Annotated in this window: 21 protein-coding genes; 12 read left to right on the forward strand and 9 right to left on the reverse strand. The window is 71.7% G+C overall.

The window, feature by feature from the left end; translation table 11 throughout:
- The first annotated feature begins 65 nt into the window (after window positions 1-65).
- Window positions 66-785 (forward strand): vWA domain-containing protein, encoded by a 720-nt coding sequence (locus FNH08_RS17710; protein WP_152772462.1) that lies wholly within the window; start codon window positions 66-68, stop codon window positions 783-785.
- 73 nt (window positions 786-858) lie between these two features.
- Window positions 859-2,505, forward strand: a complete 1,647-nt coding sequence (gene qcrB, locus FNH08_RS17715) for a cytochrome bc1 complex cytochrome b subunit (protein ID WP_152772463.1) — start codon at window positions 859-861, stop codon at window positions 2,503-2,505.
- On the opposite strand, the gene FNH08_RS17720 is transcribed toward qcrB, so the two are convergent.
- Window positions 2,480-3,460: an acyl-CoA dehydrogenase family protein gene (locus FNH08_RS17720; protein ID WP_152772464.1), complete on the reverse strand. Its 981-nt coding sequence runs from the start codon at window positions 3,458-3,460 to the stop codon at window positions 2,480-2,482. The two genes, qcrB and FNH08_RS17720, sit on opposite strands and share 26 nt — an antisense overlap.
- 61 nt (window positions 3,461-3,521) lie before the next feature.
- Window positions 3,522-4,661, reverse strand: a complete 1,140-nt coding sequence (locus tag FNH08_RS17725) for an acyl-CoA dehydrogenase family protein (RefSeq protein WP_322724731.1) — start codon at window positions 4,659-4,661, stop codon at window positions 3,522-3,524.
- 77 nt (window positions 4,662-4,738) lie between these two features.
- On the opposite strand from FNH08_RS17725, the gene FNH08_RS17730 reads away from it, so the two are divergent.
- Genes FNH08_RS17730 through FNH08_RS17740 form a run of 3 tightly spaced genes read left to right on the forward strand, consistent with a single transcriptional unit; the run spans window position 4,739 to window position 7,355 of the window.
- The gene (locus tag FNH08_RS17730; protein WP_152772465.1) at window positions 4,739-5,539 is read left to right on the forward strand and encodes an SDR family oxidoreductase; all 801 of its coding nucleotides are present in this window, start codon (window positions 4,739-4,741) and stop codon (window positions 5,537-5,539) included.
- A gap of 15 nt (window positions 5,540-5,554) precedes the next feature.
- Window positions 5,555-6,166 (forward strand): TetR/AcrR family transcriptional regulator, encoded by a 612-nt coding sequence (locus FNH08_RS17735; RefSeq protein ID WP_322724732.1) that lies wholly within the window; start codon window positions 5,555-5,557, stop codon window positions 6,164-6,166.
- 31 nt (window positions 6,167-6,197) lie between these two features.
- Window positions 6,198-7,355 (forward strand): acetyl-CoA C-acetyltransferase, encoded by a 1,158-nt coding sequence (locus FNH08_RS17740; RefSeq protein ID WP_152772466.1) that lies wholly within the window; start codon window positions 6,198-6,200, stop codon window positions 7,353-7,355.
- A 15-nt stretch (window positions 7,356-7,370) separates the two neighbouring features.
- On the opposite strand, the gene FNH08_RS17745 is transcribed toward FNH08_RS17740, so the two are convergent.
- The 4 genes from FNH08_RS17745 to FNH08_RS17760 are packed head-to-tail and all read right to left on the reverse strand — an operon-like array spanning window position 7,371 to window position 10,870.
- Complete coding sequence (locus FNH08_RS17745; protein WP_152772467.1) at window positions 7,371-8,429, reverse strand: NAD(P)H-dependent flavin oxidoreductase; 1,059 nt, start codon at window positions 8,427-8,429, stop codon at window positions 7,371-7,373.
- Entirely contained in the window at window positions 8,429-9,211 is a 783-nt protein-coding gene (locus tag FNH08_RS17750) for a CoA-transferase subunit beta (RefSeq protein WP_152772468.1), read from the reverse strand. Before FNH08_RS17750 ends, FNH08_RS17745 begins: the two co-directional genes overlap by 1 nt.
- Window positions 9,208-10,116 (reverse strand): CoA transferase subunit A, encoded by a 909-nt coding sequence (locus FNH08_RS17755; protein WP_152772469.1) that lies wholly within the window; start codon window positions 10,114-10,116, stop codon window positions 9,208-9,210. Before FNH08_RS17755 ends, FNH08_RS17750 begins: the two co-directional genes overlap by 4 nt.
- On the reverse strand, window positions 10,109-10,870 hold the full coding sequence (locus FNH08_RS17760) for an enoyl-CoA hydratase family protein (protein WP_152772470.1): 762 nt from the start codon (window positions 10,868-10,870) through the stop codon (window positions 10,109-10,111). Before FNH08_RS17760 ends, FNH08_RS17755 begins: the two co-directional genes overlap by 8 nt.
- 176 nt (window positions 10,871-11,046) lie before the next feature.
- On the opposite strand from FNH08_RS17760, the gene FNH08_RS17765 reads away from it, so the two are divergent.
- Together FNH08_RS17765 and FNH08_RS17770 are read left to right on the forward strand one after the other, a co-directional pair.
- Entirely contained in the window at window positions 11,047-11,844 is a 798-nt protein-coding gene (locus FNH08_RS17765) for an SDR family oxidoreductase (RefSeq protein ID WP_152772477.1), read from the forward strand.
- A complete protein-coding gene (locus FNH08_RS17770; RefSeq protein WP_152772471.1) occupies window positions 11,822-12,736 on the forward strand; it encodes an SDR family oxidoreductase in 915 nt (304 codons plus the stop codon). Before FNH08_RS17765 ends, FNH08_RS17770 begins: the two co-directional genes overlap by 23 nt.
- Before the next feature lie 48 nt (window positions 12,737-12,784).
- Here the strand turns inward: FNH08_RS17770 and FNH08_RS17775 are convergent, their stop codons facing one another.
- Both FNH08_RS17775 and FNH08_RS17780 read right to left on the reverse strand, forming a co-directional pair.
- Entirely contained in the window at window positions 12,785-13,648 is an 864-nt protein-coding gene (locus tag FNH08_RS17775) for an ankyrin repeat domain-containing protein (protein ID WP_152772472.1), read from the reverse strand.
- 77 nt (window positions 13,649-13,725) lie between these two features.
- Window positions 13,726-14,640, reverse strand: coding sequence for a hypothetical protein (locus FNH08_RS17780; RefSeq protein WP_322724734.1), 915 nt, complete (start codon window positions 14,638-14,640; stop codon window positions 13,726-13,728).
- Between the two features lie 225 nt (window positions 14,641-14,865).
- Between FNH08_RS17780 and FNH08_RS17785 the strand changes: the two genes are divergently transcribed.
- Window positions 14,866-15,648: a S1 family peptidase gene (locus tag FNH08_RS17785; RefSeq protein WP_152772473.1), complete on the forward strand. Its 783-nt coding sequence runs from the start codon at window positions 14,866-14,868 to the stop codon at window positions 15,646-15,648.
- A gap of 94 nt (window positions 15,649-15,742) precedes the next feature.
- On the opposite strand, the gene FNH08_RS17790 is transcribed toward FNH08_RS17785, so the two are convergent.
- On the reverse strand, window positions 15,743-17,539 hold the full coding sequence (locus FNH08_RS17790) for a glycoside hydrolase family 35 protein (RefSeq protein WP_152772474.1): 1,797 nt from the start codon (window positions 17,537-17,539) through the stop codon (window positions 15,743-15,745).
- Window positions 17,540-17,723: 184 nt separating this feature from the next.
- Here FNH08_RS17790 and FNH08_RS17795 point away from each other — a divergent pair, with 184 nt between their 5' ends.
- The 4 genes from FNH08_RS17795 (at window position 17,724) to pepN (ending at window position 22,226) form a co-directional block, all read left to right on the forward strand.
- Window positions 17,724-18,545 carry a helix-turn-helix domain-containing protein gene (locus FNH08_RS17795; protein WP_152772479.1) on the forward strand — a complete coding sequence of 274 codons (822 nt, stop codon included), beginning with the start codon at window positions 17,724-17,726 and terminating at the stop codon, window positions 18,543-18,545.
- Between the two features lie 10 nt (window positions 18,546-18,555).
- Entirely contained in the window at window positions 18,556-18,906 is a 351-nt protein-coding gene (locus FNH08_RS17800) for a chorismate mutase (protein ID WP_152772475.1), read from the forward strand.
- A 111-nt stretch (window positions 18,907-19,017) separates the two neighbouring features.
- Window positions 19,018-19,599: a response regulator gene (locus tag FNH08_RS17805; RefSeq protein WP_228034196.1), complete on the forward strand. Its 582-nt coding sequence runs from the start codon at window positions 19,018-19,020 to the stop codon at window positions 19,597-19,599.
- A gap of 110 nt (window positions 19,600-19,709) precedes the next feature.
- The gene (gene pepN, locus FNH08_RS17810) at window positions 19,710-22,226 is read left to right on the forward strand and encodes an aminopeptidase N (RefSeq protein WP_152772476.1); all 2,517 of its coding nucleotides are present in this window, start codon (window positions 19,710-19,712) and stop codon (window positions 22,224-22,226) included.
- Window positions 22,227-22,461 lie beyond the last annotated feature (235 nt).

Raw genomic sequence — 22,461 nt, forward strand, 5'->3', positions numbered from 1 at the left:
GAGGGAGGGAAGGGGGCGCCGTGACGGTAGCCTCGGCGTCCCGCACCAGCCCCGAAGGAGCCCGCATGGCAGCGATCAGCCTCAGCAAGGTGGAGGAGACCGCGCCGGGGCTCGTCAGCCTCTACAAGACCGCCGGGGCCTCTCTCACCAAGCACGGGTTGGACGGGCAACGCGCCGCCGTGTACCTCGTCGTCGACTACAGCGGCTCCATGAAGCCGTACTACAAGGACGGCAGCGTGCAGGCCCTCGCCGACCGTGTGCTCGGTCTGTCCGCGCACTTCGACGACGACGGAACGGTGCCCGTCGTGTTCTTCTCCACGGACATCGACGCCGTCACCGACATCGCCCTCGCCGACCACCGGGGCCGTGTCGAGCGCATCGTGGCGGAGCTCGGCCACATGGGGAAGACCAGCTACCACCTGGCCATGGACGCCGTCATCGACCACTACCTCGACAGCGGCTCGCGGGACCCCGCCCTGGTCGTCTTCCAGACCGACGGCGGGCCCATCAACAAGCTCGCCGCGGAACGGTATCTGTGCAAGGCCGCCCGGCTCCCCCTGTTCTGGCAGTTCATCGGCTTCGGGGACCCGGACAGCAAACAGTTCGACTTCCTGCGCAAGCTCGACGAGTTGGCGGTGCCGGGCAAGCGGGTCGTCGACAACGCCGGGTTCTTCCACGCCGGCAAGGACCCGCGGCAGGTGTCCGACGGTGAGCTGTACGACCGGCTGCTCGGCGAGTTCCCGGCGTGGCTGGCGGCGGCCCGTCGCCAGGGGATCGTGGCCTGATACGGGGAGTGTGCCCCGTTTACAGGGTGAGACCCGCGTGCCACCCTGGGGTGAGCCGACGGGGAGGCGACGCATGGACGGCGCGCGATCGGTCAACAAGGGCGGCAGGGGCGCCCGGAGGGACAGCGGCGGTGGGGAACGGCTCGCGGACTGGGCCGACGGGCGCCTGGGGGTCTACGCGCTGGCGAAGGCCAACCTGCGCAAGGTGTTTCCGGACCACTGGTCCTTCATGCTCGGCGAGGTCTGCCTCTACAGCTTCCTCGTCCTGATCCTCACCGGTGTCTACCTCACCCTCTTCTTCGAGCCGAGCGGCGTCGAGGTCGTCTACAACGGCTCGTACGAGCCGCTCAACGGCGTCCTCATGACCAGGGCGTACGAGTCCACGCTGGAGATCAGCTTCGACGTGCGCGGTGGGCTGCTGATCCGGCAGATCCACCACTGGGCCGCGCTCGTGTTCGTCGCCGGGATGCTCGTGCACATGATGCGGGTGTTCTTCACCGGCGCCTTCCGCAAGCCACGCGAGCTCAACTGGCTGTTCGGCTGGACCCTGTTGATGCTCGGCCTCATCACCGGCCTGACCGGTTACTCGCTCCCCGACGACCTGCTCTCCGGCACCGGCGTCCGATTCGCGCAGGGCGCCATCCTGTCGGTGCCGATCGTGGGGACGTACCTCTCCTTTTTCCTCTTCGGAGGGGAGTTCCCCGGGCACGACATCATCTCGCGCTTCTTCCCGATCCACGTGCTGCTGCTGCCCGGGATCATGCTGGGCCTGGTCGTCGCGCATCTGATCCTGGTCTTCTACCACAAGCACACCCAGTACCCCGGGCCCGGACGGGAGCAGAAGTCCGTGGTCGGCATGCCGTTCATGCCGGTCTACATGGCCAAGGCCGGCGGATTCTTCTTCCTCGTCTTCGGTGTGCTGTCGCTGATGGGGGCGATCGCGACCGTCAACCCCGTCTGGGCCTTCGGACCGTACCGGCCCGACCTGGTGACGACCGGCGCCCAGCCCGACTGGTACCTCGGCTTCTCCGAGGGGCTGATCCGGGTGATGCCGGGATGGGAGATCAACGCCTTCGGCCACACGCTGGCCCTGGGCGTCTTCATCCCCTTCTCGCTCTTCCCGCTGATCATGCTGGCCATCGCCGTGTACCCGTTCGTCGAGGCGTGGATCACCGGGGACAAGCGCGAGCACCACATCCTGGACCGGCCGCGCAACGTACCCGTGCGCACCGCGCTGGGCGTGGCCTGGCTCAGTCTGTACGGGGTGCTGCTGATCGGCGGCGGCAACGACATCGTGGCCACCCACCTGCACCTGTCGATCAATGCCATCACGTGGTTCGTGCGCATCGGTTTCTTCGTGGTCCCGGTGCTCGCCTTCGTCGTCACCAAACGGATCTGCCTGGGCCTGCAGCGCCGGGACCGTGACAAGGTGCTGCACGGGCGGGAGACCGGCGTGATCAGACGACTGCCGCACGGCGAGTTCGTCGAGGTCCACGAGCCGCTCTCGCCGGAGCAGTTGCACACGCTCACACAGCATGAGCAGGTGCCGCCGTACGAGACCGGGCCGCGCGTCGACGCGAACGGCGTCGTCCGCCGGGTCAAGGGCTCCCAGCGGCTGCGCGCACGGCTCGCCCGGGCCATGTACGGGCAGGACAGTCACATCCCGAAGCCGACCGCCGAGGAGTACCGGGAGCTCACGAGCGGCGACCACCACCACTGACACCACTGAGCACCACCTCCCGGCACTCGCCCGATGTGCCCCACGCCGTGCGCAGGGCACGGGCCTTGGTGAGCCAGAGCGAGAGGTCGTACTCGGCCGTGTAGCCGATCGCGCCGTGCAGTTGCAGGGCCGTGCGGGCGGTGGTGTACGCGGCCTCGCAGGCGGTGACCTTGGCGGCGGCCACATCGGCCGGGTCCAGGGTGACCGCCGCACCGAGCACCAGCGGGCGCGCGAACTCCAGGGCCACCTTCGCGTCGGCCAGCCGGTGCTTCACCGCCTGGAACGAGCCTATGGGTGCGCCGAACTGGGTCCGCTGCCGCACATACGCCACCGTCCTGTCGAGCAGTGCCAGCCCCACGCCGAGCGCCTGGGCCGCGGTGGCGAGCCGGGCCCAGAGGAGGGCGTGGGCGAAGGGCGCTGAGGCGGCGAGGAGTCCGCCGTCGGGGCGCAGGGGCGTGAGGCGGCGGGCCGGGTCCAGGGAGGGGTGGACCGGGCCGTGACCGGAGGCGAGGCGCAATTCGCCGTCGGCGGTCAGGGACAGGCGGGTCGTGGCGGTGTCCCCGTCCAGCGCGTACGACCCGGCACGCGCGACGGTCGCCATCGACTCGCCCGCCACCAGCGCCGGGAGCAGACGCTTGGCGGGACCCGCGTCGTCCAGCCCGGCGAGCAGGACGGCCGCCGTCACCGTCTCCACTAGTGGGCCCGGCATGGCGTGCCGCCCCAACTCCACGAAGGCGACCGCGAGTTCGACGGCAAGCGGCCCCATTCCCTCGTACGCTTCCGGTGCCGCCAGGGCGAAGACGCCCGCCTCGGCGACACGGGACCACAGCGCACGCCCCCGCCCCACGTCACCGCGACTCCAGTCCCGTACGACCGACGGAGTGTCCGCGGCCGTGAGTATCGCGTCCAGCGAGTCGGCGAAGGCCCGCTGCTCGGTGTCGAGGAGGAAGCGCATCAGGAGGGCCCTTTCGAGCGGCGGGCTCGTGCGTGGTGCACCTTCCGGAGGAGAAGGCGCATCAGCGGCGGCCCTTCGGGAGGCCGAGCAGGCGCTCGGCGATGATGTCGCGCTGGATCTCGCTCGTGCCGGCGTAGATGGGGCCCGCCAGGGAGAACACGTAGCTCTCCGACCAGCCCGTGTCCGCCCGGTCGCCCTCCTCGCCCAGGAGATCGAGGGCGGTCTCATGCAGGGCGATGTCGTACTCGGACCAGAAGACCTTGTTCAGGCTGGACTCCGGGCCGAGCCGCTCGCCCACGGCGGAGCGGGAGGCGGCGGCATACGTGAAGAGCTGGTAGGCGCGGGCCCCGATCAGGGCGTCGGCCACGCGGTCACGGACGAGGGGGTCCTGGCCGCGCTCCCGCCAGAGCGCGGCCAGGCGGTCGGCGGAGGCGAGGAAGCGGCCGGGGGAGCGGAGCGTGAGCCCGCGCTCCTCGGCGGTCGTCGACATGGCGATGCGCCAGCCCTCGCCCGGCTCGCCGATCACGTCCTCGTCGGGGACGAACACCGCGTCCAGGAACAGCTCGGCGAAGGCGGGCTTGCCGTCGAGGCGCCCTATCGGACGGACCGTGACGCCGGGCGCACGCAGGTCGAACATCAGGTACGTCAGCCCCTGATGGGGCTTCGGCAGGCCCGGTTCGCTGCGGAACAGGCCGAACGCCCGGTCCGCGAACGCCGCCCGCGACGCCCACGTCTTCTGCCCGCTCAGAAGCCAGCCGCCGTCGGTGTGCACCGCGCGCGAAGTGAGCGAGGCGAGGTCCGAACCGGCCTCCGGCTCCGACCACGCCTGCGCCCAGACCGTCTCTCCGGTCGCCATCGACGGGAGCACGCGCGCGCGTTGCTCCTGCGTGCCGTGGTCGAAGAGCGTCGGGGCGAGGAGGCTGATGCCGTTCTGTCCGACCCGGCCGGGGGCGCCCGCCGCGTGGTACTCCTCCTCGAAGACCAGCCAGCGGAAGATGTCGACCCCTCTGCCCCCGTACTCCTCGGGCCAGGACACCACCGACCAGCGGGCCGCCGCGAGCTCGGCCTCCCAGGCGCGGTGGGCCGCGAAGCCCTCCTCGGTCTCCAGGGAGGGCAGCGGCTCGGCCGGCACGTGGGCGTCGAGCCAGGCACGCGCCTCGGCGCGGAACGCCTCGTCGGCGGGGGAGAGCGTGAGGTCCACGGTCACCGTCCTTTGCTTCTGCTGCCGGCGCTTCACCGTTCTTCCCTAACAAGTGTTTGGTAGGTTAGCGTGGCCCTATGACAGACGTCGAGAGTCCGGCGTACATGGACGGTCACGGACTGTTGCGGGGGCGCACCGCCGTGGTCACCGCGGCCGCCGGGGCCGGGATCGGCGGGGCCACCGCTCGCCGGTTCCTGGAGGAGGGAGCGCGCGTCCTGATCAGCGACACCCACACCCGGCGGCTCAAGGAGTACGAGGCGGAGCTGGCCGGGGAGTTCGGCGCGCCCTCCGTTGCCGCGCAGCCCTGTGACGTGACGGACGAGACCCAGGTGCGGGCCTTGTTCGACGAGGCGCTCCAGGTGCACGGCGGCCTCGACATCGTCGTCAACAACGCCGGTCTCGGCGGGACCGCGGCCCTCGTCGACATGACCGACGACGAGTGGTCGAGGGTCCTGGACGTGACACTGAACGGCACCTTCCGGTGCACCCGTGCCGCCCTGCGCGCCTTCCGTGAACGACGCCCGGGCGGGCGCGGCGGAGTCATCGTCAACAACGCCTCCGTCGTCGGCTGGCGCGCCCAGGCAGGGCAGGCCCACTACGCCGCCGCGAAGGCGGGCGTCATGGCGCTGACCCGGTGCGCGGCCCTGGAGGCCGCCGAGTACGGGGTCCGGGTCAACGCGGTCTCGCCGAGCCTCGCCATGCACCCCCACCTCGTGAAGGTGACGACCCCGGAACTGCTCGCCGAACTGACCGCACGCGAGGCCTTCGGGCGGTACGCCGAACCCTGGGAGGTGGCCAACGTGATCGTCTTCCTGGCGTCCGGCTACTCGTCCTATATGACGGGTGAGGTCGTCGCCGTGAGCAGCCGACATGCCTAGGACCACAATGTGGTGGTGCCTACCAAGAAGAAGCCCGAGGTGACCGCCGTGCCGGAACGGCGGCGCGAACTCCTCGACACCGCCGCCGAGGTCTTTGCCGAGCAGGGCTACAACGCCACCACCGTCCGCAAGATCGCCGATCACGCGGGGATGCTCGCAGGCAGCCTCTACTACCACTTCGACTCCAAGGAATCGATGCTGGAGGAAATCCTGCGGACCTTCCTCGACGAGCTCTGGGACGGCTACGACGCGGTCCTGGACGCCGATCTCGGGCCCCGGGAGACCCTGGAGGCCCTGGTCACCGAATCCTTCCGGGAGATCGACCGGCACCGCTCCGCCGTCGCCATCTACCAGAAGGAGTCCAAGCAGCTCGCCCCGCAGGAGCGCTTCGCGTTCCTCGTCGAGTCACAGCGCAAGTTCGAGAAGGCGTGGCTGTCCACGCTGGAGCGCGGGGTCGCCGCCGAGGTCTTCCGGGCCGACCTCGACATCCGGCTCACCTACCGGTTCGTGCGCGACACCGTGTGGGTCGCCGCGTCCTGGTACCGGCCGGGCGGACAGCACAGCCCGGAGGAGATCGCCCGCCAGTACCTGTCGATGGTGCTGGACGGAATCGCCGTACGCGAATAGTTGTTCTAGCTGTTGAACCCAGGGAGCCGTCATGGCCGAGGCCTACATCGTCGAAGCGGTCCGCACGCCCGTCGGGCGGCGCGGGGGAAGCCTGGCCGGGGTCCATCCGGCCGACCTCGGGGCGCACGTCCTCAAGGAGCTGGTCACGCGCGCGGGGATCGACCCGGCCGCCGTCGAGGACGTCGTCTTCGGCTGCCTGGACACGGTCGGACCCCAGGCCGGTGACATCGCCCGCACCAGCTGGCTCGCCGCCGGACTGCCCGAGGAGGTGCCGGGCACGACCGTCGACCGCCAGTGCGGCTCCTCCCAGCAGGCCGTGCACTTCGCCGCGCAGGCCGTCCTGTCCGGCACCCAGGACCTGGTCGTCGCGGGAGGCGTCCAGAACATGTCGATGGTCCCCATCGCCTTCGCCTCCCGCCAGGCCGCCGTACCTCTCGGCCTCACCGAGGGCCCCTTCGCCGGCAGCGAGGGCTGGCGCGCCCGCTACGGGGACCAGCCCGTGAACCAGTTCGCCGGCGCCGAGATGATCGCCGCCAAGTGGGGCATCACCCGCCGCGACCAGGAGGAGTACGCCCTGCGCTCCCACCAGCGGGCGGTCCGCGCCATCGACGAGGGCCGCTTCGAGCGCGAGACCGTCCCGTACGGGGACGTCACGACCGACGAGGGCCCGCGCCGCGACACCTCGCTGGAGAAGATGGCCGCCCTGAACCCGGTGATCGACGGCGGCACCGTCACCGCCGCCTGCTCCTCCCAGGTCTCCGACGGCGCCGCCGCGCTGCTCCTCGCCTCCGAGCAAGCCGTACGGGAGCACGGGCTGACCCCGCGCGCCCGCGTCCACCACCTCTCCGTACGTGGCGAGGACCCCATCCGTATGCTCACCGCCCCCATCCCGGCGACCGCGCACGCTCTGAAGAAGACCGGCCTCTCCCTCGACGCCATCGACCTCGTCGAGATCAACGAGGCCTTCGCGCCCGTCGTCCTGGCCTGGCTGAAGGAGACCGGCGCCGACCCGGACAAGGTCAACGTCAACGGCGGCGCCATCTCCCTCGGCCACCCCCTGGGCGCCACCGGCGCCAAGCTGATGACGACCCTCCTCCACGAACTGATACGCACCGGCGCCCGCTACGGCCTCCAGACGATGTGCGAGGGCGGAGGCCAGGCGAACGTGACGATCATCGAGCGGCTCTGAGCGCAGGAGGGACGATCACCGGACGGTACCGAGCGCCTCCAGGGACTTCAGCGTCTCCTCCGCCTCCGCCATGACCCGGTCCACCAGCTTCGCGCACGACGGCAGGTCGTCGATCACCCCGGCGACCTGCCCGGACGCCATCACCCCGAGATCCGTACGCCCCTCCACCATCGACGCCTTGAGCAGCATCGGGGTGTTCGCGGCGAGGAGGACCTGGCTCCAGGTGAGGTCCTTGCCGTGCCGCAGGGCCAGCCCGTCGCGGACCATGCCCCGCCAGGTCAGCCCCGACAGCCGCCGAAAGCCGGCCGCTCGCCGGAGTGCCCGCGCCAACGCCCGCGTACGCCCCGCCCGCTCCAGCGAGTCCACGAACTCCGTCCGCAGCATGCGGTGCGGCAGTCCGTCCACGGCCGTGGTGACCGTGACGTCCCGGACGGTCGCCGCGAGGTACCTCGCCTTCACCGCGTCGGGAACCGTCGAGTCCGAGGTCAGCAGGAACCGCGTGCCCATGGCGATCCCCGCGGCGCCGAACGCCAGCGCCGCCACCAGCCCCCGCCCGTCATGGAAACCGCCCGCCGCCACGACCGGTATGTCCACGGCGTCGACCACCTGAGGAAGCAGCACGGTCGTCGCCACCTCCCCGGTGTGCCCGCCGCCCTCGCCGCCCTGCACGATCACCGCGTCCGCACCCCACGCGGCCACCTTCTCCGCGTGCCGACGGGCGCCTATGGAGGGAATGACGACCACACCGGCGTCCTTGAGCTCGGCGATCAGCTCCCTGGACGGCGCCAGCGCGAACGACGCCACGCGCACGCCTTCCTCGATGATGATCCGCACCCGGTCATGGGCGTCCCCCGCGTCGGCCCGCAGGTTCACCCCGAACGGCGCGTCCGCGCGGGACCTCACCTCCCTTGTGGCGTCCCGGAGTTGGTCGAGCGTCATCGTCGCGGACGCCAGGATGCCGAGCGCGCCCGCGTTCGCCGTGGCGGAGACCAGGCGCGGACCCGCCACCCAGCCCATGCCGGTCTGCACGACGGGATGACGGACGCCGACGAGCCGGGTGAGCGCGGTGTCCATCAGCGGCCCGCCCCCTGGCCCGTCCCTCGGCCCACTCCTCCGGTCGACGCGGGGTCCGGGACCTCCCGCTCCCGGGTGCCCTTCGGGTCGAGTACCTCGCGGATCAGGCGCAGCTCCTCCGTCGACGGTTCGCGGGTCCGGGGAAGGTCCTCGGGAACCGTCAGCCCGAACCCTGTCGCGTCCCTCACCTGCTCCACCGTCACCCCCGGATGCAGCGAGGCCAGGCGCATCGAGCGGTCCGGCGTGGCGAAGTCGAAGACCCCGAGGTCGGACACCACGCGGGGGATGCGGTGGAACCGGCCGGTGCCCGGGTGCTCGGCCACACGGTCGTACCCCACCCCGCACACCATGTCGACCTTCTCGACGAAGACCCGCCGGGAGTGCCTCGGTATCCAGTAACTCGTCGGGTTGTTCAGCGTGTTGACCGGCGCGCCCCGCACCCCGAGCAACTGCCGGCGGGGCCTGGCCCAGTCGCCGACGCACGAGATGTTCTGGTTGCCGTACCGGTCGATCTGGCTCGCGCCCATCATCACGTGCCGTCTGCCGCCGGTGACCAGGGTCAGATGCCTGCGGTACGGCAGCCAGCCCTCCGGAGTCCCGTCCGGCCGGACCAGCATCGCCTCACCGTCGGTCAGCAGCAGGTCCGGGGCGAAGGTCAGCCGGGCCAGCCGCGCGCCCACGGACGGGATCAGGCCCATGGGGCTCGCGAGGATCTCCCCCGCGCCCCGCCATGCCTCGGCACAGGCGATCACGCAGTACTCGGCGCGGGTCACGGCCGTCATGCCCCCTCCTTCTTCTGCTTCTTCTCGTGCGCCTTCCTGTCCCCGTGCTCCTCGCTCTCCTCGTGCTCCTCGCGCCAGGCCTGTACGGCGCGCTGGTAGTCCTGCTCGCTCCCGCTGAGGAACCGCTCGGCGAACTCCGGCCAGGGGGTGCTCGCGTAGTGCTTCTGGAAGGCCTCGTCCCGGCGGTGATCGGGCGCGCACGACGTGAAGTGGGCGCCGTTCGGCGCTTCGACGACACCCGCCACCGTGTGCCGTCCCACCAGCAGCGTCTGGGGCGCCGCCTCCTTCGTCAGCTCCGCCGTGTCCACGATGCGCTCGCAGGAGACGTACGCCCGGTCGGCGGCCTCGCAGAACAGGTCGTCGAAGTACGGGTCCGGGCCCAGGTACTGCCCGTTGCCCAGCCGGTCGGCGCGGTTCAGGTGGACGAACGCCGCGTCCATCCGCAGGGCGGGCATGGCGACGAACGTCTCCCCGTCCTCGTACGGCGACCGCACCGTCCGTAACCCGGGATTGACCCGCATCACGTCCGAGCCGATGCCCGCGCGCACCGGTAGGAACGGAAGCCGGTTCGCGGCCGCGTGCAGGCCCCACATGAACATCGCCTCGTCGACCTCCGTCAGCTCGAAGGCTCCGCGCTCACGGGCCGCGCGGTAGTGCGGTTCGAGCGGGATCGAGTCGAGGGTCGCGAACGGCGCGACCAGCTTCCGTATGCGCCCGGCGGCCGCGAGCATGCCCACGTCCGGGCCGCCGTACGAGACGACGGTGAGGTCGGTGATCCCCGAGCGCAGCAGAGCCCGCATCAGGGCCATCGGCTTTCGGCGAGAACCCCAGCCGCCGATACCGAGGGTCATGCCGCTCTCCAGCCGGGCGACGACCTCGTCCGGGGTCATCGTCTTGTCAGTCATGGTCACCCACCTGTGCCCCCTCCTTCCCGAAGGTGGCCCGGACCCGGTCGCCCACCCCGCTGAGGCTCGCCTCGAAGGTGAAGCCCTGCTCGAAGCGGTAGCTGCGGCGGACGTCGACGGGGTCGATGCCGTTGATGGCGGCTTTGGCGAGCCGGATCAGCCGACCGTCCTTGGCGGCTATCTCGCCAGCCAACTCCAGTGCGGCCGAGCGCAGTTCGCCGCGCGGCACGACACGCCACACCGACCCGTGCGCGTGCAGCTCGGCCGCGGTCGCCGTGCGCGACGTGTAGTACAGGGCGCGCATCAGGTGCTGCGGGACCAGCCGGGCCAGGTGCGTGGCCGCCCCCAGCGCGCCGCGGTCCAGCTCGGGCAGACCGAACGTGGCGTCGTCGCTCGCCACGATCGCGTCCGCGTTCCCCGCGAGGCCTATCCCGCCCCCCAGGCAGAAGCCGTGCACCTCCGCCACCACGGGGACCTCGCACTCGTACACCGCGGCGAAGGCCTCCGCGCAGCCCTGGCTGGCGCCCGCCAGGGCCGGACCACCCTGTGCCTGTATCTCCTTGATGTCCACCCCCGCGTTGAACCCGCGTCCCCCGGCCGCCAGCACCACACAGCGGACGTCGGTGTCGCGGCCGGCCGCGCGCACGGCTTCGGTCAGCTCGAACCAGCCGCGCACCGGCAGCGCGTTCACGGGCGGGAAGTCGACCGTGACGACGGAAATCCCCTTCTCCGGGGACGAGGTGGAGACACCCATCAGCTCATCAGCTACCTTTCCACCAAACGTTTGTTAGGTTCGATGTCGAAGGTAGCAGCGAACGGAAGCCCGCGGGAGAGCCTGTGGATAACTCCGCACAGCGAGCCGGACAGCCCCCTGGACAGTCCGCCCGGCAGCTCGCCGGACAGCGAACCGCCCGGCAGGACGGCACGCCGCTGAGAGGCAAGCTCGTCGTCGTCACCGGCGGCACCCGCGGTGTCGGCGCCGGGATCGCGCGGGCCTTCGCCGCGGCGGGCGCCGACACCGTGGTCTGTGCGCGCAGACCGCCCGAAGAGCCGGTGAAGGGAACGGAGTTCGTGCCGGTGGACGTCCGGGACCCCGACGCCGTACACCGCCTGTTCGACGGCCTGCCCCGTGTCGACGTCCTCGTCAACAACGCGGGCGGCGCTCCCTATCGGCCGCTGGCCGACGGCGGTACCGGTGGCGACGCCCGACGCCACGCCCGCGTCATCGAGCTCAACCTCACCGCACCGCTGACCGTCTCGCTCGCCGCGTACGAGCACCTCAAACGGGCCGGGGGCGCCATCGTGATGATCGGCAGCGTGAGCGGGGACCGGCCCTCGCCGGGGACGGCCGCGTACGGCGCGGCCAAGGCGGGACTGGACCACCTGGCCCGGTCCATGGCTGTGGAATGGGCCCCGGACATCCGCGTCAACACACTCGTGCTCGGCATGGTCCGCACCGAGCTGTCCCACCTCCACTACGGCGACGAGGACGGCGTCGCGGCCGTCGCCCGCACGGTCCCGCTGGGCCGGCTCGCCGAGCCGTCCGACATCGGCGGTGCCGCCGTCTTCCTGGCCTCGGACGCGGCGGCCTACATCACAGGGGCCTCACTGCTCGTCCACGGCGGCGGCGAACGGCCCGCGTTCCTCGACGCCGCGACCGTCAACCAACCACCGTCAACCAACCAGACCGGGAAAGGAGAACCGGATGAGCGCACGCCGGATCTGTGAGGGGCGCGTCGTCATCGTCACCGGCGCGGGGCGCGGACTGGGGCGCGCCCACGCCCTCGCGTACGCCGCCGAGGGCGCCCGCGTCGTCGTCAACGACCTCGGCGTCGGCCTCGACGGTGCACCGGGACCGGACAGCCCGGCGGCCCGGGTCGCCGCCGAGATCCGCGCGGCAGGCGGAGAGGCGGTCGCCCACGGCGGCGACATCGCCACGACCGAGGGCGCCGCGTCCCTCGTACGCACCGCGCTGGAGACGTACGGCCGGCTCGACACCCTCGTCAACAACGCCGGGTTCCTGCGCGACCGGATGCTCGTCAACCTCGACGAGGACGACTGGGACGCCGTTCTGCGCGTCCATCTGAAGGGACACTTCCTGCCGCTGAACCACGTGGCCGCGCACTGGCGTGCCGAGGCCAAGGCGGGGCGGACACCGGTGGCCCGGGTCGTCAACACCAGTAGCGGAGCGGGTCTGCTGGGTTCGGTCGGGCAGGGCAACTACAGCGCGGCGAAGGCCGGCATCGTCGGGCTCACCCTGGTCGCGGCGGCCGAACTCGGGCGCTACGGGGTCCAGGTGAACGCCATCGCTCCCGCCGCCCGCACCCGTATGACGGAACACGCCTTCGCCGAGACGATGGCCGCACCCGACGGCGGCTTCGACGCCATGGCCCCGGAGAACGTCTCGCCCCTGGTGGTGTGGCTGGGCTCGGCGGCGAGCGCGGGTGTCAGCGGGCGGGTCTTCGAGACCGAGGGCGGTCGCATCACGGTCATGGAGGGCTGGCGACCGGGACCGACCGCCGACAAGGGTGCCCGCTGGACCCCGGCCGAGGCGGGCGAGGCGGCCCTCAAGCTCCTCGCGGAAGCGGAGCCTCCGAGGCCGGTGTACGGGGCCGGGTGACGTGGCCGGGTGACGTGGCTGTCGTGCGGCCCACCCACCGTGGGCCGGTCATACAGCGGGCGGTGTATCCGGAAGATCGTGAGTGCTGCCAGGGAACCCGCGGGTGCTGTCGGGGAACTCGCGAGTGGTGTCGGGGACCTGGGGGCCGGACCACCACCGTCCGAGACCCGCGTCCTCGCCACGGACCGACTCCAGCAGCCCCACGATCTCCGCGTGCCCGGTCTGCTGGTCGTTGCCCGCCACCGTCCGGTCACCGGTGCGCAGTTCGACCACGACGGTGATGCCGCCGTCCTCGGGGACGCGGAGGGTCGTCACCTCGTGGCCGGGTCCGTACGTCCGCTCCAGGCCGGCGCGCAGCTCCGCGGCCACGTCCACGGTCAGCCAGCGGCGCGCCTCCGTCAGGGCCTCCACGCGCGCGTGGGCGCCGTGTTCCAGGAGGGCGCGCACGCACGACGGGGAGCCCCGGCGGGCGGCTGCCACGAGCGGGGGTTCGCCCGTCGGGGTGGGGCGGTTCGGGTCCGCGCCGTACTCCAGGAGGGCCGCCACCACGTCGGTGTTGCCCCGCTGCACCGCCCAGGTCAGCGCGGTGAAGCCCAGTTCCTCCTCCAGGTCGGGCGTCGCCCCGGCGGCCAGCAGGGCGCGGACGACCTTCGTGTGGCCGCCGCAGGCCGCGCCGCACAGGGGGGAGTCCGTGCCCGCGCTGAGACGGTCCGGGTCGGCGCCCGCCGTCAGGAGCAGGCGCGCGATGCCGGGCGCGTCGCTGACCGCCGTGAGGTACAGGACCGTCTGGCCGCCCTCGTCCGTCGCCTCCGGGCTCACGCCGGCCCGCAGCAGCCGTACGACCGTGTCCTCGTCGCCCTCGTACACCGCCGTGAAGAGGCCCGGTCCCGTCGGCGGCTCGTGCTCGTTCATACCTTCCGAGCCTCGCGCGCCCGGCCCGCTTTCGCCAACGGCTCACGGTATGACGTCGTTCACCGGCACCGCCCGCCTCACGTGTCGCACTCCAGCACCGTCCGGCACAACCCGCAGCGGGCGCGGACCCGGCCACGGACGGGGACCCTGATGCGCTGGTGACAGGTGGGGCAGGGGAAGGAGACGCACAGCGGGCCCCGGCCGTCGGGTGTGAACGCGTACGGGACGCCCGGCTGCGGATCTGGCGGGCGGTGGTCCTGGGCGTTGTGGTGGTCCTGGGCATGGCGGCGGTCCTTGGCGTAGCGGCGGCGGCCCGCCCAGCCGGCGGCCGTCAGCGGGGGCTGCTGCTCGTCCCGGCGGGCCCGGTCCGCGCCCCTGGTGTACGCGGTGTACGCCTGCGGGCTGGTGAACCAGATCGACGGGTCCTCGCCGAACAGCGTCGCCCGCTTCGCGAGCACATAGCCGAACTCCTCCGGGGTGAGGTAGCCCAGCTTCTGCGAGGAGTCCCGGTCCTCCCGGAAGGCGTCCAGCAGGAGCCAGCCCGCGCCCAGGTAGGTCGTCGCCGTGTCCGTGAGGATCTCGTTGGCGCGGGTGCCGGGGAACGACAGGCCCAGACGGTGCAGGTAGACGTGCATGACCTCGTGCGCGAGGGCCGCGCCGATGTCCCGGCGGTGGGTGCGGAAGCGGTCGTTGAGCTCGATGAAGTACTCGGGGCCCGAGGTCAGCTCGACGTTCGCCGCGTGGGTCATCTCGCGGAAGCTGATGATCATCCGGGTGTCGGGCAGCCGGTAGTGCCGGACGATCTCACGGGCGACGCGCTGGGCGCCCAGGTGCAGGTCGTCCGTGTCGCAGAAGGCCACGTCGACGGGGGCCACGCTGGTGCCGAAGTCGCGGATCGTGTCGTACGAGAGGCGCTTGTACAGCGCGGTGATCGACTCCCGCACGGTGTCCAGGTGCGGGAAGCCGTGCTCGACAGGTCCGCCGTTCGCCACGTCAGTACCCCCACGACGCCTCGATACGCCTCCACTCTAAGTCGACGCATGTGGACGCCGACGGGTTGGCGACCGGCGCGTGGTGGCGCGTTTTTGCCCCTTGTGGCCGGTGGAGGGGATCTTCATACTTCACACAACGTTCTGACAGGTACCTGACTGTCGTCTGTGGGGCGGCATGTCATGAACCTGCCATACGCGATCCACCCCCCACGAGAGGACAGTCCGTTGAAGAAGCTGTTCACCTTCCTCAAGAGAGCCGCGGTGGCCGGAGCCGCCGCCCTCGCCGTCGTCAGCCTCCAGCCGGTCAGCGCGAACGCCGCGCCCAACCCGGTCGTGGGCGGAACCCGTGCCGCGCAGGGCGAGTTCCCGTTCATGGTCCGGCTCTCCATGGGCTGTGGAGGCGCCCTCTACACCCAGCAGATCGTGCTGACCGCCGCGCACTGTGTGAGCGGCTCCGGCAACAACACCAGCATCACCGCGACCGCCGGTGTCGTGGACCTGCAGTCCACCAGCGGCCGCGTCCAGGTCCGCTCCACCAAGGTCCTCCAGGCGCCCGGTTACAACGGCACCGGCAAGGACTGGGCGCTCATCAAGCTCGCCCAGCCGATCAACCTGCCGACCCTGAAGATCGCCACGACCTCGCAGTACAACACCGGTGACTTCACCGTCGCCGGCTGGGGCGCGGCACGCGAGGGCGGAGCCCAGCAGCGCTACCTGCTCAAGGCCACCGTGCCGTTCGTCAGTGACGCCACCTGCAAGGCCTACGGCGGCCTCTACGACGACCTCGTCCCGGGCGAGGAGATCTGCGCCGGCTTCGCGGCCGGCGGCGTCGACACCTGCCAGGGCGACTCCGGCGGCCCCATGTTCCGCAAGGACAACGCCGGTGCCTGGATCCAGGTCGGCATCGTCAGCTGGGGCGAGGGCTGCGCCCGGCCCAACGCCCCTGGTGTCTACACCGAGGTGTCCACCTTCGCGTCGGCCATAGCCCAGGCGGCGTCCACGCTGTGACGCCCGCGTCCAGGCTGTGAGCACGGGGCGCCCGTGACCCCGGTCACGGGCGCCCAGGCGCGAGCGCCGGGGCGCCACGCTCATGCACGCGGGGCTACCGCGAGACCGGCCGCAGCGAGGGAGCCCCCGGCGGCAACGCGGACGTGCCCCGCGACAAGTCGCCGGCCGCCTCCTGAAGCTCCAGCACCCACAGGTCGTTCGCGCCCTCGCGCAGCACCGGACCGGGCACGTACAGCTCGTCCTGCGGCCCGACGGACCAGTAGCGGCCCAGGTTGAAGCCGTTGACCCAGACGAAGCCCCGCGTCCATCCCGGGAGCTTCAGGAGCGCGTCCCCGGCCCCGCGCACCTCGAACGTGCCCCGGTACAGCCCCGGTGCGCCCTCCTCGGGCAGCTCCCGGAACGGCACGCCCTCGATGTCGTCCAGCGCGTCGACACGCAGCCCACGCGCGCGTACGCCGTGCACGAACGCACGCTCGTGCAGGACACCCCCGGTGATGCCCTTCGGCTCGCCGAGCCGCGGCCCGTAGTTGGCCCTCCCCAGGGACTCCACCCACAGCTCCACGCGCGCGGGACCCGCGACGGGCTCCTTCAGCTGGGGCTCGTCCTCGGTCAGCACCCCGGCCCGCTCCCCGTCGACGTACACCACCGCGAGGTCGCGCAGCCCGCGCGCGAGCAGCGGGTACGGCTCCCTGGGGCCCGGGATCTCCACGGAATAGCGCACCAGGCCGCGGTCCACATCGAGTTCCTCGAAGGTGGGCGGCATCGGTGCCTCGACCGACGGGCCGCCGCGCGACTCCAGGACGTCCTCCAGGGGCGCCCACGCGGTGAGCCGGGCCGGGACGGCCTCGCCCAGGGCCGCCGGCGCGGGCGGTACGTCCGGCAGGGGGCCGTCCGCGTACTCCGCGAGGACCTCCCTCAAGCGCCAGAACTTCTCGGTGGGGCGCCCGTACTCGTCGATCGGCGCGTCGTAGTCGTACGAGGTGACGTCCGGGTGCAGCGGACCGTCGTGCAGGGTGCCGCCGCCCCGGTTGGCGCCCGACCAGCCCGCGAAGTTCGTGCCGCCGTGCGCCATGTAGAGGTTCACCGAGGCACCGCACTCCAGGATCTCGCGCAGCGACCGCGCGGCGTCCTCCGCGTCGCGTGCCGCCTGCTCCCCGCCCCAGTAGGTGAACCAGCCGCACCACCACTCCATGCACATCAGCGGACCCGTGGGGCGGTGCCTGCGCAGCACGTCGAACGCCTCGCGCCCGCGGGACCCGAAGGTCGCCGTCGCGAGCAGCCCCGGGATCGAGCCGCCCGTGAGCATGTGGTCCTCCGGACCGTCCGTCGTGAACAGCGGCACCGTCACGCCCTCGGCGCGCACCAGGTCGGCCAGCCGGCGCAGGTACACCTGGTCGGTGCCGTAGCTGCCGTACTCGTTCTCGATCTGCACCATGATCACCGGACCGCCCCGGTCGATCTGCCGGGGTACGACCTCGCCCAGCAGGCGCCGGAACCAGCGCTCCACCGGCTCCAGGAAGCGCTCGTCCCGCGTGCGCAGCTGCCCCGTCACCCAGTGCGGCAACCCGCCGTTCTCCCACTCCGCGCAGATGTACGGCCCCGGGCGCACGATCGCCCACAGCCCCGCCTCCCGGGCCGCGTCCAGGAACCGGCCCAGCTGCCCCACCTCACGGAACTCGCCGGGGCGCGGCTCGTGCAGGTTCCACGGGACGTACGTCTCCACACAGTTGAGGCCCATCGCCCGCAGCATCGCCAGGCGATGGCCCCAGTGCTCCTCGTGCACCCGGAAGTAGTGCAGCGCGCCCGACAGCAGCCGCACCGGGCGCCCGTCCAGCAGGAAGTCGCTGTCCCCCACACTGAATTCGCTGTTCCCGACCCTGATTTCGCTCATGGCCTCACCCTCACCCCTGGCGGTGACCACGTCCATGGACAAAGATCGGCGACGCTTGGACGAAAGTGAGGGCACTGTGGGTGCAGGTAGGTGCGGGCACTGTGGACGCGAGTAGGTGAAGGCACCGTGGACGCAGGGAGGTGAGGACCCCGTGGACGCAGGGAGGCGCGCCTACCACACCTGGATGCGCTACTTCACGCCCGGCCCCGCCCTCCACCGGCTCGGCCTCGCCTGCCTCGGCGTCGGACTGCAGTACGGCGAGCTGCCCACCGTCGGGCCGCGCACCCTCGACCACCACGTGGCCGTGGTGATCGGCGCGGGCGGCGGCTGGTTCCGGGCCGGCGACGGGCCTCGTGTGGAGGTCACGGCACCCGTCCTGCTCTGGCTCACCCCGGGCGTCCCGCACCACTACGGGCCCGACCCGCACTGGGACGAGAGCTGGGTCGCCTTCACCGGGCCCGCGACCGAGGCGTACACCGAACTCGGCTGCATCGAACCGGACCGGCCTGTGGTGCCCCTTTCGGACGCGTCCGGCGCCCGCGCGGTCATCGGCCGCGTCGCCCGCACCGTCCAGCGCGACACACCCCTGCCCGAGGTGGCGGCGGGCGCCGCCCTGCACGAGCTCCTCGTCACCCTGCGCGGCGCCCGCGCCGACCTCGCCCCGGACGGCGACCGGCCCCTGCAGTCCCTCGCCCGCGACGCCTGCACACCCCTGTCGGTGGCCGAGCACGCCGCCCGGCTCGGCATGACCACCGCCGAGCTGCGCACCGCCGTCCGCCGCGGCGCCGGCTGCAGCCCCAAGGACTACCTCCTGCGCATCCGCCTGGACCGCGCCAAGGAACTGCTCGCCTCGACCGACCTGCCCGTCGCCGCCGTGGCCCGGCGGGTCGGGTACGACGACCCGGCGTACTTCTCCCGCCTGTTCACCCGTCGTGTCGGCGTGGCCCCGGTCCACTTCCGCACCCAGGAGAGCCGCCCGATGATCGAACAACGGGACGCCCCGTAGGGTGACGCCCATGACCTCCAGCAACACCGGCACCGGGGAAGTCGACCCCGCCGTCCGCGCCGAGCTCGTCCGGCTGCGCGAGAGCATCGACAACATCGACGCCGCCGTCGTCCACATGCTCGCCGAGCGGTTCAAGTGCACCCAGCAGGTCGGCCACCTCAAGGCCGAGCACCGGCTGCCGCCCGCCGACCCGGCGCGCGAGGCCCAGCAGATCGCCCGGCTGCGCCACCTCGCGGTGAACGCCAACCTGGACCCGGCGTTCGCCGAGAAGCTCCTCAACTTCATCATCGCCGAGGTCATTCGCCATCACGAGCGCATCGCGGACGGCGCGGTGAACGGCGTGGCCGGTACAGGGGAGTGACACCGCGCCCGCCAGAAGGCATCCTGCCTGAGCACTCCTTGTCAGACCCCGGGTACGCGCGGTGAGGTAGCCGGGGCTGACTGATGTGTCCGAGCGAGGGGACGTCGGGCCATGCCGTCGGATGCCAGGATCCTCATCGTCGACGACCATGAGGACACGCTGTACGCCCTGGAGAGCGCCCTGGCCCCGCTGGGCTACCGGCTGACGCGCGCCACCAGCGGCGACGCGGCACTCAAGGAGGTCCTGCGCGGCCAGGTCGGGCTGCTGCTCCTCGACGTCCGTATGCCCGGTGTCAGCGGCCTCGACGTCGTGCGCTACCTGCGGCGTCTGGAGCAGACCCAGCACATCCCCGTCATCCTGCTCACCGGCTTCGGCCCCGACGCCGAACTCGCCTCCACGGCCTACGCGCTGGGAGTCGCCGACCTCGTCATGAAGCCCGTCGACCCCTGGGCGCTGCGCACCAAGGTCCGCTTCCTGTACGACGCCCACCAGCGCAGCCACGCCCTGGAGCGCGAGGTACGGGAGCTGCGCGCCCGCCTCGGGGACCTCACGCCGCAGCCGGACCCCGCACTACCGCACCCCGACGGGCGCGTACCCGGGCAGCGCGCGCGACGCGACGCCGAGGAAGCGGCAGGCGGCGCCCGGGACGAGGCGGGCGACGAGAAGCCCGCCGAGGACCGGACACAGGCCTGAGGCAGGTCTGAGGCGGTGGGACACAGCTTGCACGGGGCGCACGGGGGAGGGCGGCGGACAAATGCCGTGTACCGTCCCGCCCCTGTGCCGTGTCAGTGGCATCAGGCAGCATGTCCTGCATGTCCGTACTGACGCGCGACGAAGCGCAGACACGTTCCAGGCTCCTCGACGTCCACCGCTACGAGATCGACCTCGATCTGACGCGTGGCGACGAGCTGTTCGACTCCCGCACCGTCATCCACTTCACGGTCCGCGGGGACCGTAAAGCCACGGACACCTTCGTCGAGCTCAAGCCCGAGGAACTGCGCCACGCCGCCCTCGACGGACACGCCCTCGACCTGGACACGTTCGACGAGAACCGGCTGCCCCTCAAGGGCCTGACCGCCGGCGAACACGAGCTGCGCATCGACGCCGCCATGCGCTACTCCCGCACCGGCGAGGGCATGCACCGCTTCACCGACCCCACCGACGGCGAGACCTACGTCTACACGCAGCTCGCCCTGGACGACTGCAAGCGCGTCTTCCCGGCCTTCGACCAGCCCGACCTCAAGGCCGTCTTCGAGCTGACCGTGACCGCGCCCGACGACTGGACGGTCATCGCCAACGGCATCACCGAGCAGCAGGAGGACGGCACATGGCGGGCCGCCCCCACACCGCTGATCTCCACCTACCTGGTCGCCGTCGCCGCCGGGCCCTGGCACTCCGTGCGCACCGAGCACCGCGGACTGCCCTTCGGCATCCACTGCCGCCGCTCCCTCGCGCCCCACCTGGACGTCGACGCCGAAGAAATCCTCGACATCACGCGCGCGTGCTTCGACCGCTACCACGAGAAGTTCGAGGAGCCGTACCCCTTCGACTCCTACGACCAGGCGTTCGTCCCCGAGTTCAACTTCGGGGCGATGGAGAACCCCGGCCTGGTCACCTTCCGCGACGAGTTCGTCTACCGCTCCGCCGTCACCGACACCGAGCGGCAGACCCGCGCCATGGTCGTCGCCCACGAGATGGCCCACATGTGGTTCGGCGACCTCGTCACCCTCAAGTGGTGGGACGACATCTGGCTGAACGAGTCCTTCGCCGAGTACATGGGCTACCAGACCCTCACCGAAGCCACCCGCTTCACCGACACCTGGGTCGACTTCGGTGTCGCCCGCAAGGCCTGGGGGTACGACGCCGACCAGCGCCCCTCCACCCACCCGGTCGCCCCCGAGGCCGTCGACGACACCGCCTCCGCGCTGCTCAACTTCGACGGCATCTCCTACGCCAAGGGCGCCTCCGCGCTACGGCAACTCGTGGCCTGGCTCGGCGAGAAGGACTTCCTCGCCGGCATCAACACCCACTTCGCCCGCCACCGGTTCGGCAACGCCACGCTCGCCGACTTCATCGACTCCCTGGCCGACGCCACCGAACGCGACGTGCACGCCTGGGCCGACTCCTGGCTGCGCACCACGGGTGTCGACACCCTCACCCCGAAGGTCGCCCGGGCCGACGACGGCACGTACACGGTGAGCGTTCAGCGCGACGGCAGCCGCCCGCACCGCATCGCCGTCGGCCTCTACGACCCCGACCCCGGTGACAACGGCCACCTCGTCCTGCGCGCGCGCCCCGAACTCGACGTCCCCCAGGACGCGGCAAGTCCGATCGGCAAGCGGCCCGCCCTGCTCCTCCTCAACGACGGCGACCTCACCTACGCCAAGGTCCGCTTCGACCCCGAGTCCTTCGCGGCGGTCCGCGACAAGCTGTCCGCGCTGCCCGACCCGCTGACCCGTGCCGTCGTCTGGAACGCCCTGCGGGACGCGGTCCGCGACGGTGAACTGCCCGCCTCCGCCTACCTGGAGGCCGCGCGCGCCCATCTGCCGCACGAGACGGACCTGGCGCTGGTCCAGGGCGTCCTGTCGTTCGCGTCGGTCCAGGTCGCGGGCCGCTTCCTGACGGACGCGGACCGGCCCGCCGCCCTGTCGAGCCTCACCTCCCTGTGCCACGACCTGATCCGCCGCACCGAGGACGGATCCAACCCGGGCCTGCGCCTCACCGCCGTACGCCACTTCATCGACGTCGCCGCCCACCCCGACACCGTCGCCGAGTGGCTCGCCGACGGCACCGTGCCCGGAGGTCCCGAGCTCGACCCCGAGCTGCGCTGGCGCATCCTGGGCCGCCTCGCGGTCCTCGGCGCCGCGGACGAGGCCGCGATCGCCGCCGAGGCGCGGCGCGACCCGAGTGCCACCGGCCAGGAGGGCGCCGCCCGCTGCCGGGCCGCGCTGCCCGACCCGGAGGCCAAGCGCACGGCCTGGGAGGCCATGTTCGCCACCGACGACCTCTCCAACTACCTGTTCACGGCCACCGCCCAGGGCTTCTGGCAGCCCGAACAGGCCGAGTTGCTGGAGGAGTACGTGGAGCGGTACTTCACCGACGCGGTCGCCCTCGCCGCCCGCCGCGGCCCCGCCATCGCCGAGGCGGCGGGCCGCTGGGCCTTCCCGGTGTACGCCGTCGACGCCAAAACCCTCCGCCGCGGCGAGAAGTGCCTCAAGAAGTCCAACCCGATCCCGTCCCTGCGCCGCAAGCTGGTGGACCAACTGGACGACTTGGGAAGGGCACTGCGAGTGAGGGAGGCGCACACCGAGGGGGAGTAGGGAGCGCCCCGTAAGGGGCGCGGGGAACTGCGCGACCAGCCACAAACAACCCGCAGATGCCACCAACAGAAACCCAAACGGCGCCCCGTTAGGGGCGCGGGGCTGTATCAATGTGCGGCTCCGCCGCGTGGGCGCGACCAGCCACAACTGACCCGCAGATACGCACCCACAGAAACCCCAACGGCGCCCCCAACAGCACCCTCAACAGCCGCGCATCGTTGAACAGGACATGCGC

The sequence above is a fragment of the Streptomyces spongiae genome (assembly GCF_009377185.1).
GTDB lineage: Bacteria > Actinomycetota > Actinomycetes > Streptomycetales > Streptomycetaceae > Streptomyces > Streptomyces spongiae.

What these genes read in the sequence shown, in the direction of transcription:
- FNH08_RS17710 (WP_152772462.1), top strand. Translation starts at nt 66, where the DNA reads ATGGCAGCGATCAGCCTCAGCAAGGTGGAGGAGACCGCGCCGGGGCTC.
- qcrB (WP_152772463.1), top strand. Translation starts at nt 859, where the DNA reads ATGGACGGCGCGCGATCGGTCAACAAGGGCGGCAGGGGCGCCCGGAGG.
- FNH08_RS17720 (WP_152772464.1), bottom strand. Translation starts at nt 3,460, where the DNA reads ATGCGCTTCCTCCTCGACACCGAGCAGCGGGCCTTCGCCGACTCGCTG.
- FNH08_RS17730 (WP_152772465.1), top strand. Translation starts at nt 4,739, where the DNA reads ATGACAGACGTCGAGAGTCCGGCGTACATGGACGGTCACGGACTGTTG.
- FNH08_RS17740 (WP_152772466.1), top strand. Translation starts at nt 6,198, where the DNA reads ATGGCCGAGGCCTACATCGTCGAAGCGGTCCGCACGCCCGTCGGGCGG.
- FNH08_RS17745 (WP_152772467.1), bottom strand. Translation starts at nt 8,429, where the DNA reads ATGGACACCGCGCTCACCCGGCTCGTCGGCGTCCGTCATCCCGTCGTG.
- FNH08_RS17750 (WP_152772468.1), bottom strand. Translation starts at nt 9,211, where the DNA reads ATGACGGCCGTGACCCGCGCCGAGTACTGCGTGATCGCCTGTGCCGAG.
- FNH08_RS17755 (WP_152772469.1), bottom strand. Translation starts at nt 10,116, where the DNA reads ATGACTGACAAGACGATGACCCCGGACGAGGTCGTCGCCCGGCTGGAG.
- FNH08_RS17760 (WP_152772470.1), bottom strand. Translation starts at nt 10,870, where the DNA reads ATGGGTGTCTCCACCTCGTCCCCGGAGAAGGGGATTTCCGTCGTCACG.
- FNH08_RS17770 (WP_152772471.1), top strand. Translation starts at nt 11,822, where the DNA reads ATGAGCGCACGCCGGATCTGTGAGGGGCGCGTCGTCATCGTCACCGGC.
- FNH08_RS17775 (WP_152772472.1), bottom strand. Translation starts at nt 13,648, where the DNA reads ATGAACGAGCACGAGCCGCCGACGGGACCGGGCCTCTTCACGGCGGTG.
- FNH08_RS17790 (WP_152772474.1), bottom strand. Translation starts at nt 17,539, where the DNA reads ATGAGCGAAATCAGGGTCGGGAACAGCGAATTCAGTGTGGGGGACAGC.
- FNH08_RS17795 (WP_152772479.1), top strand. Translation starts at nt 17,724, where the DNA reads ATGCGCTACTTCACGCCCGGCCCCGCCCTCCACCGGCTCGGCCTCGCC.
- FNH08_RS17800 (WP_152772475.1), top strand. Translation starts at nt 18,556, where the DNA reads ATGACCTCCAGCAACACCGGCACCGGGGAAGTCGACCCCGCCGTCCGC.
- FNH08_RS17805 (WP_228034196.1), top strand. Translation starts at nt 19,018, where the DNA reads ATGCCGTCGGATGCCAGGATCCTCATCGTCGACGACCATGAGGACACG.
- pepN (WP_152772476.1), top strand. Translation starts at nt 19,710, where the DNA reads ATGTCCTGCATGTCCGTACTGACGCGCGACGAAGCGCAGACACGTTCC.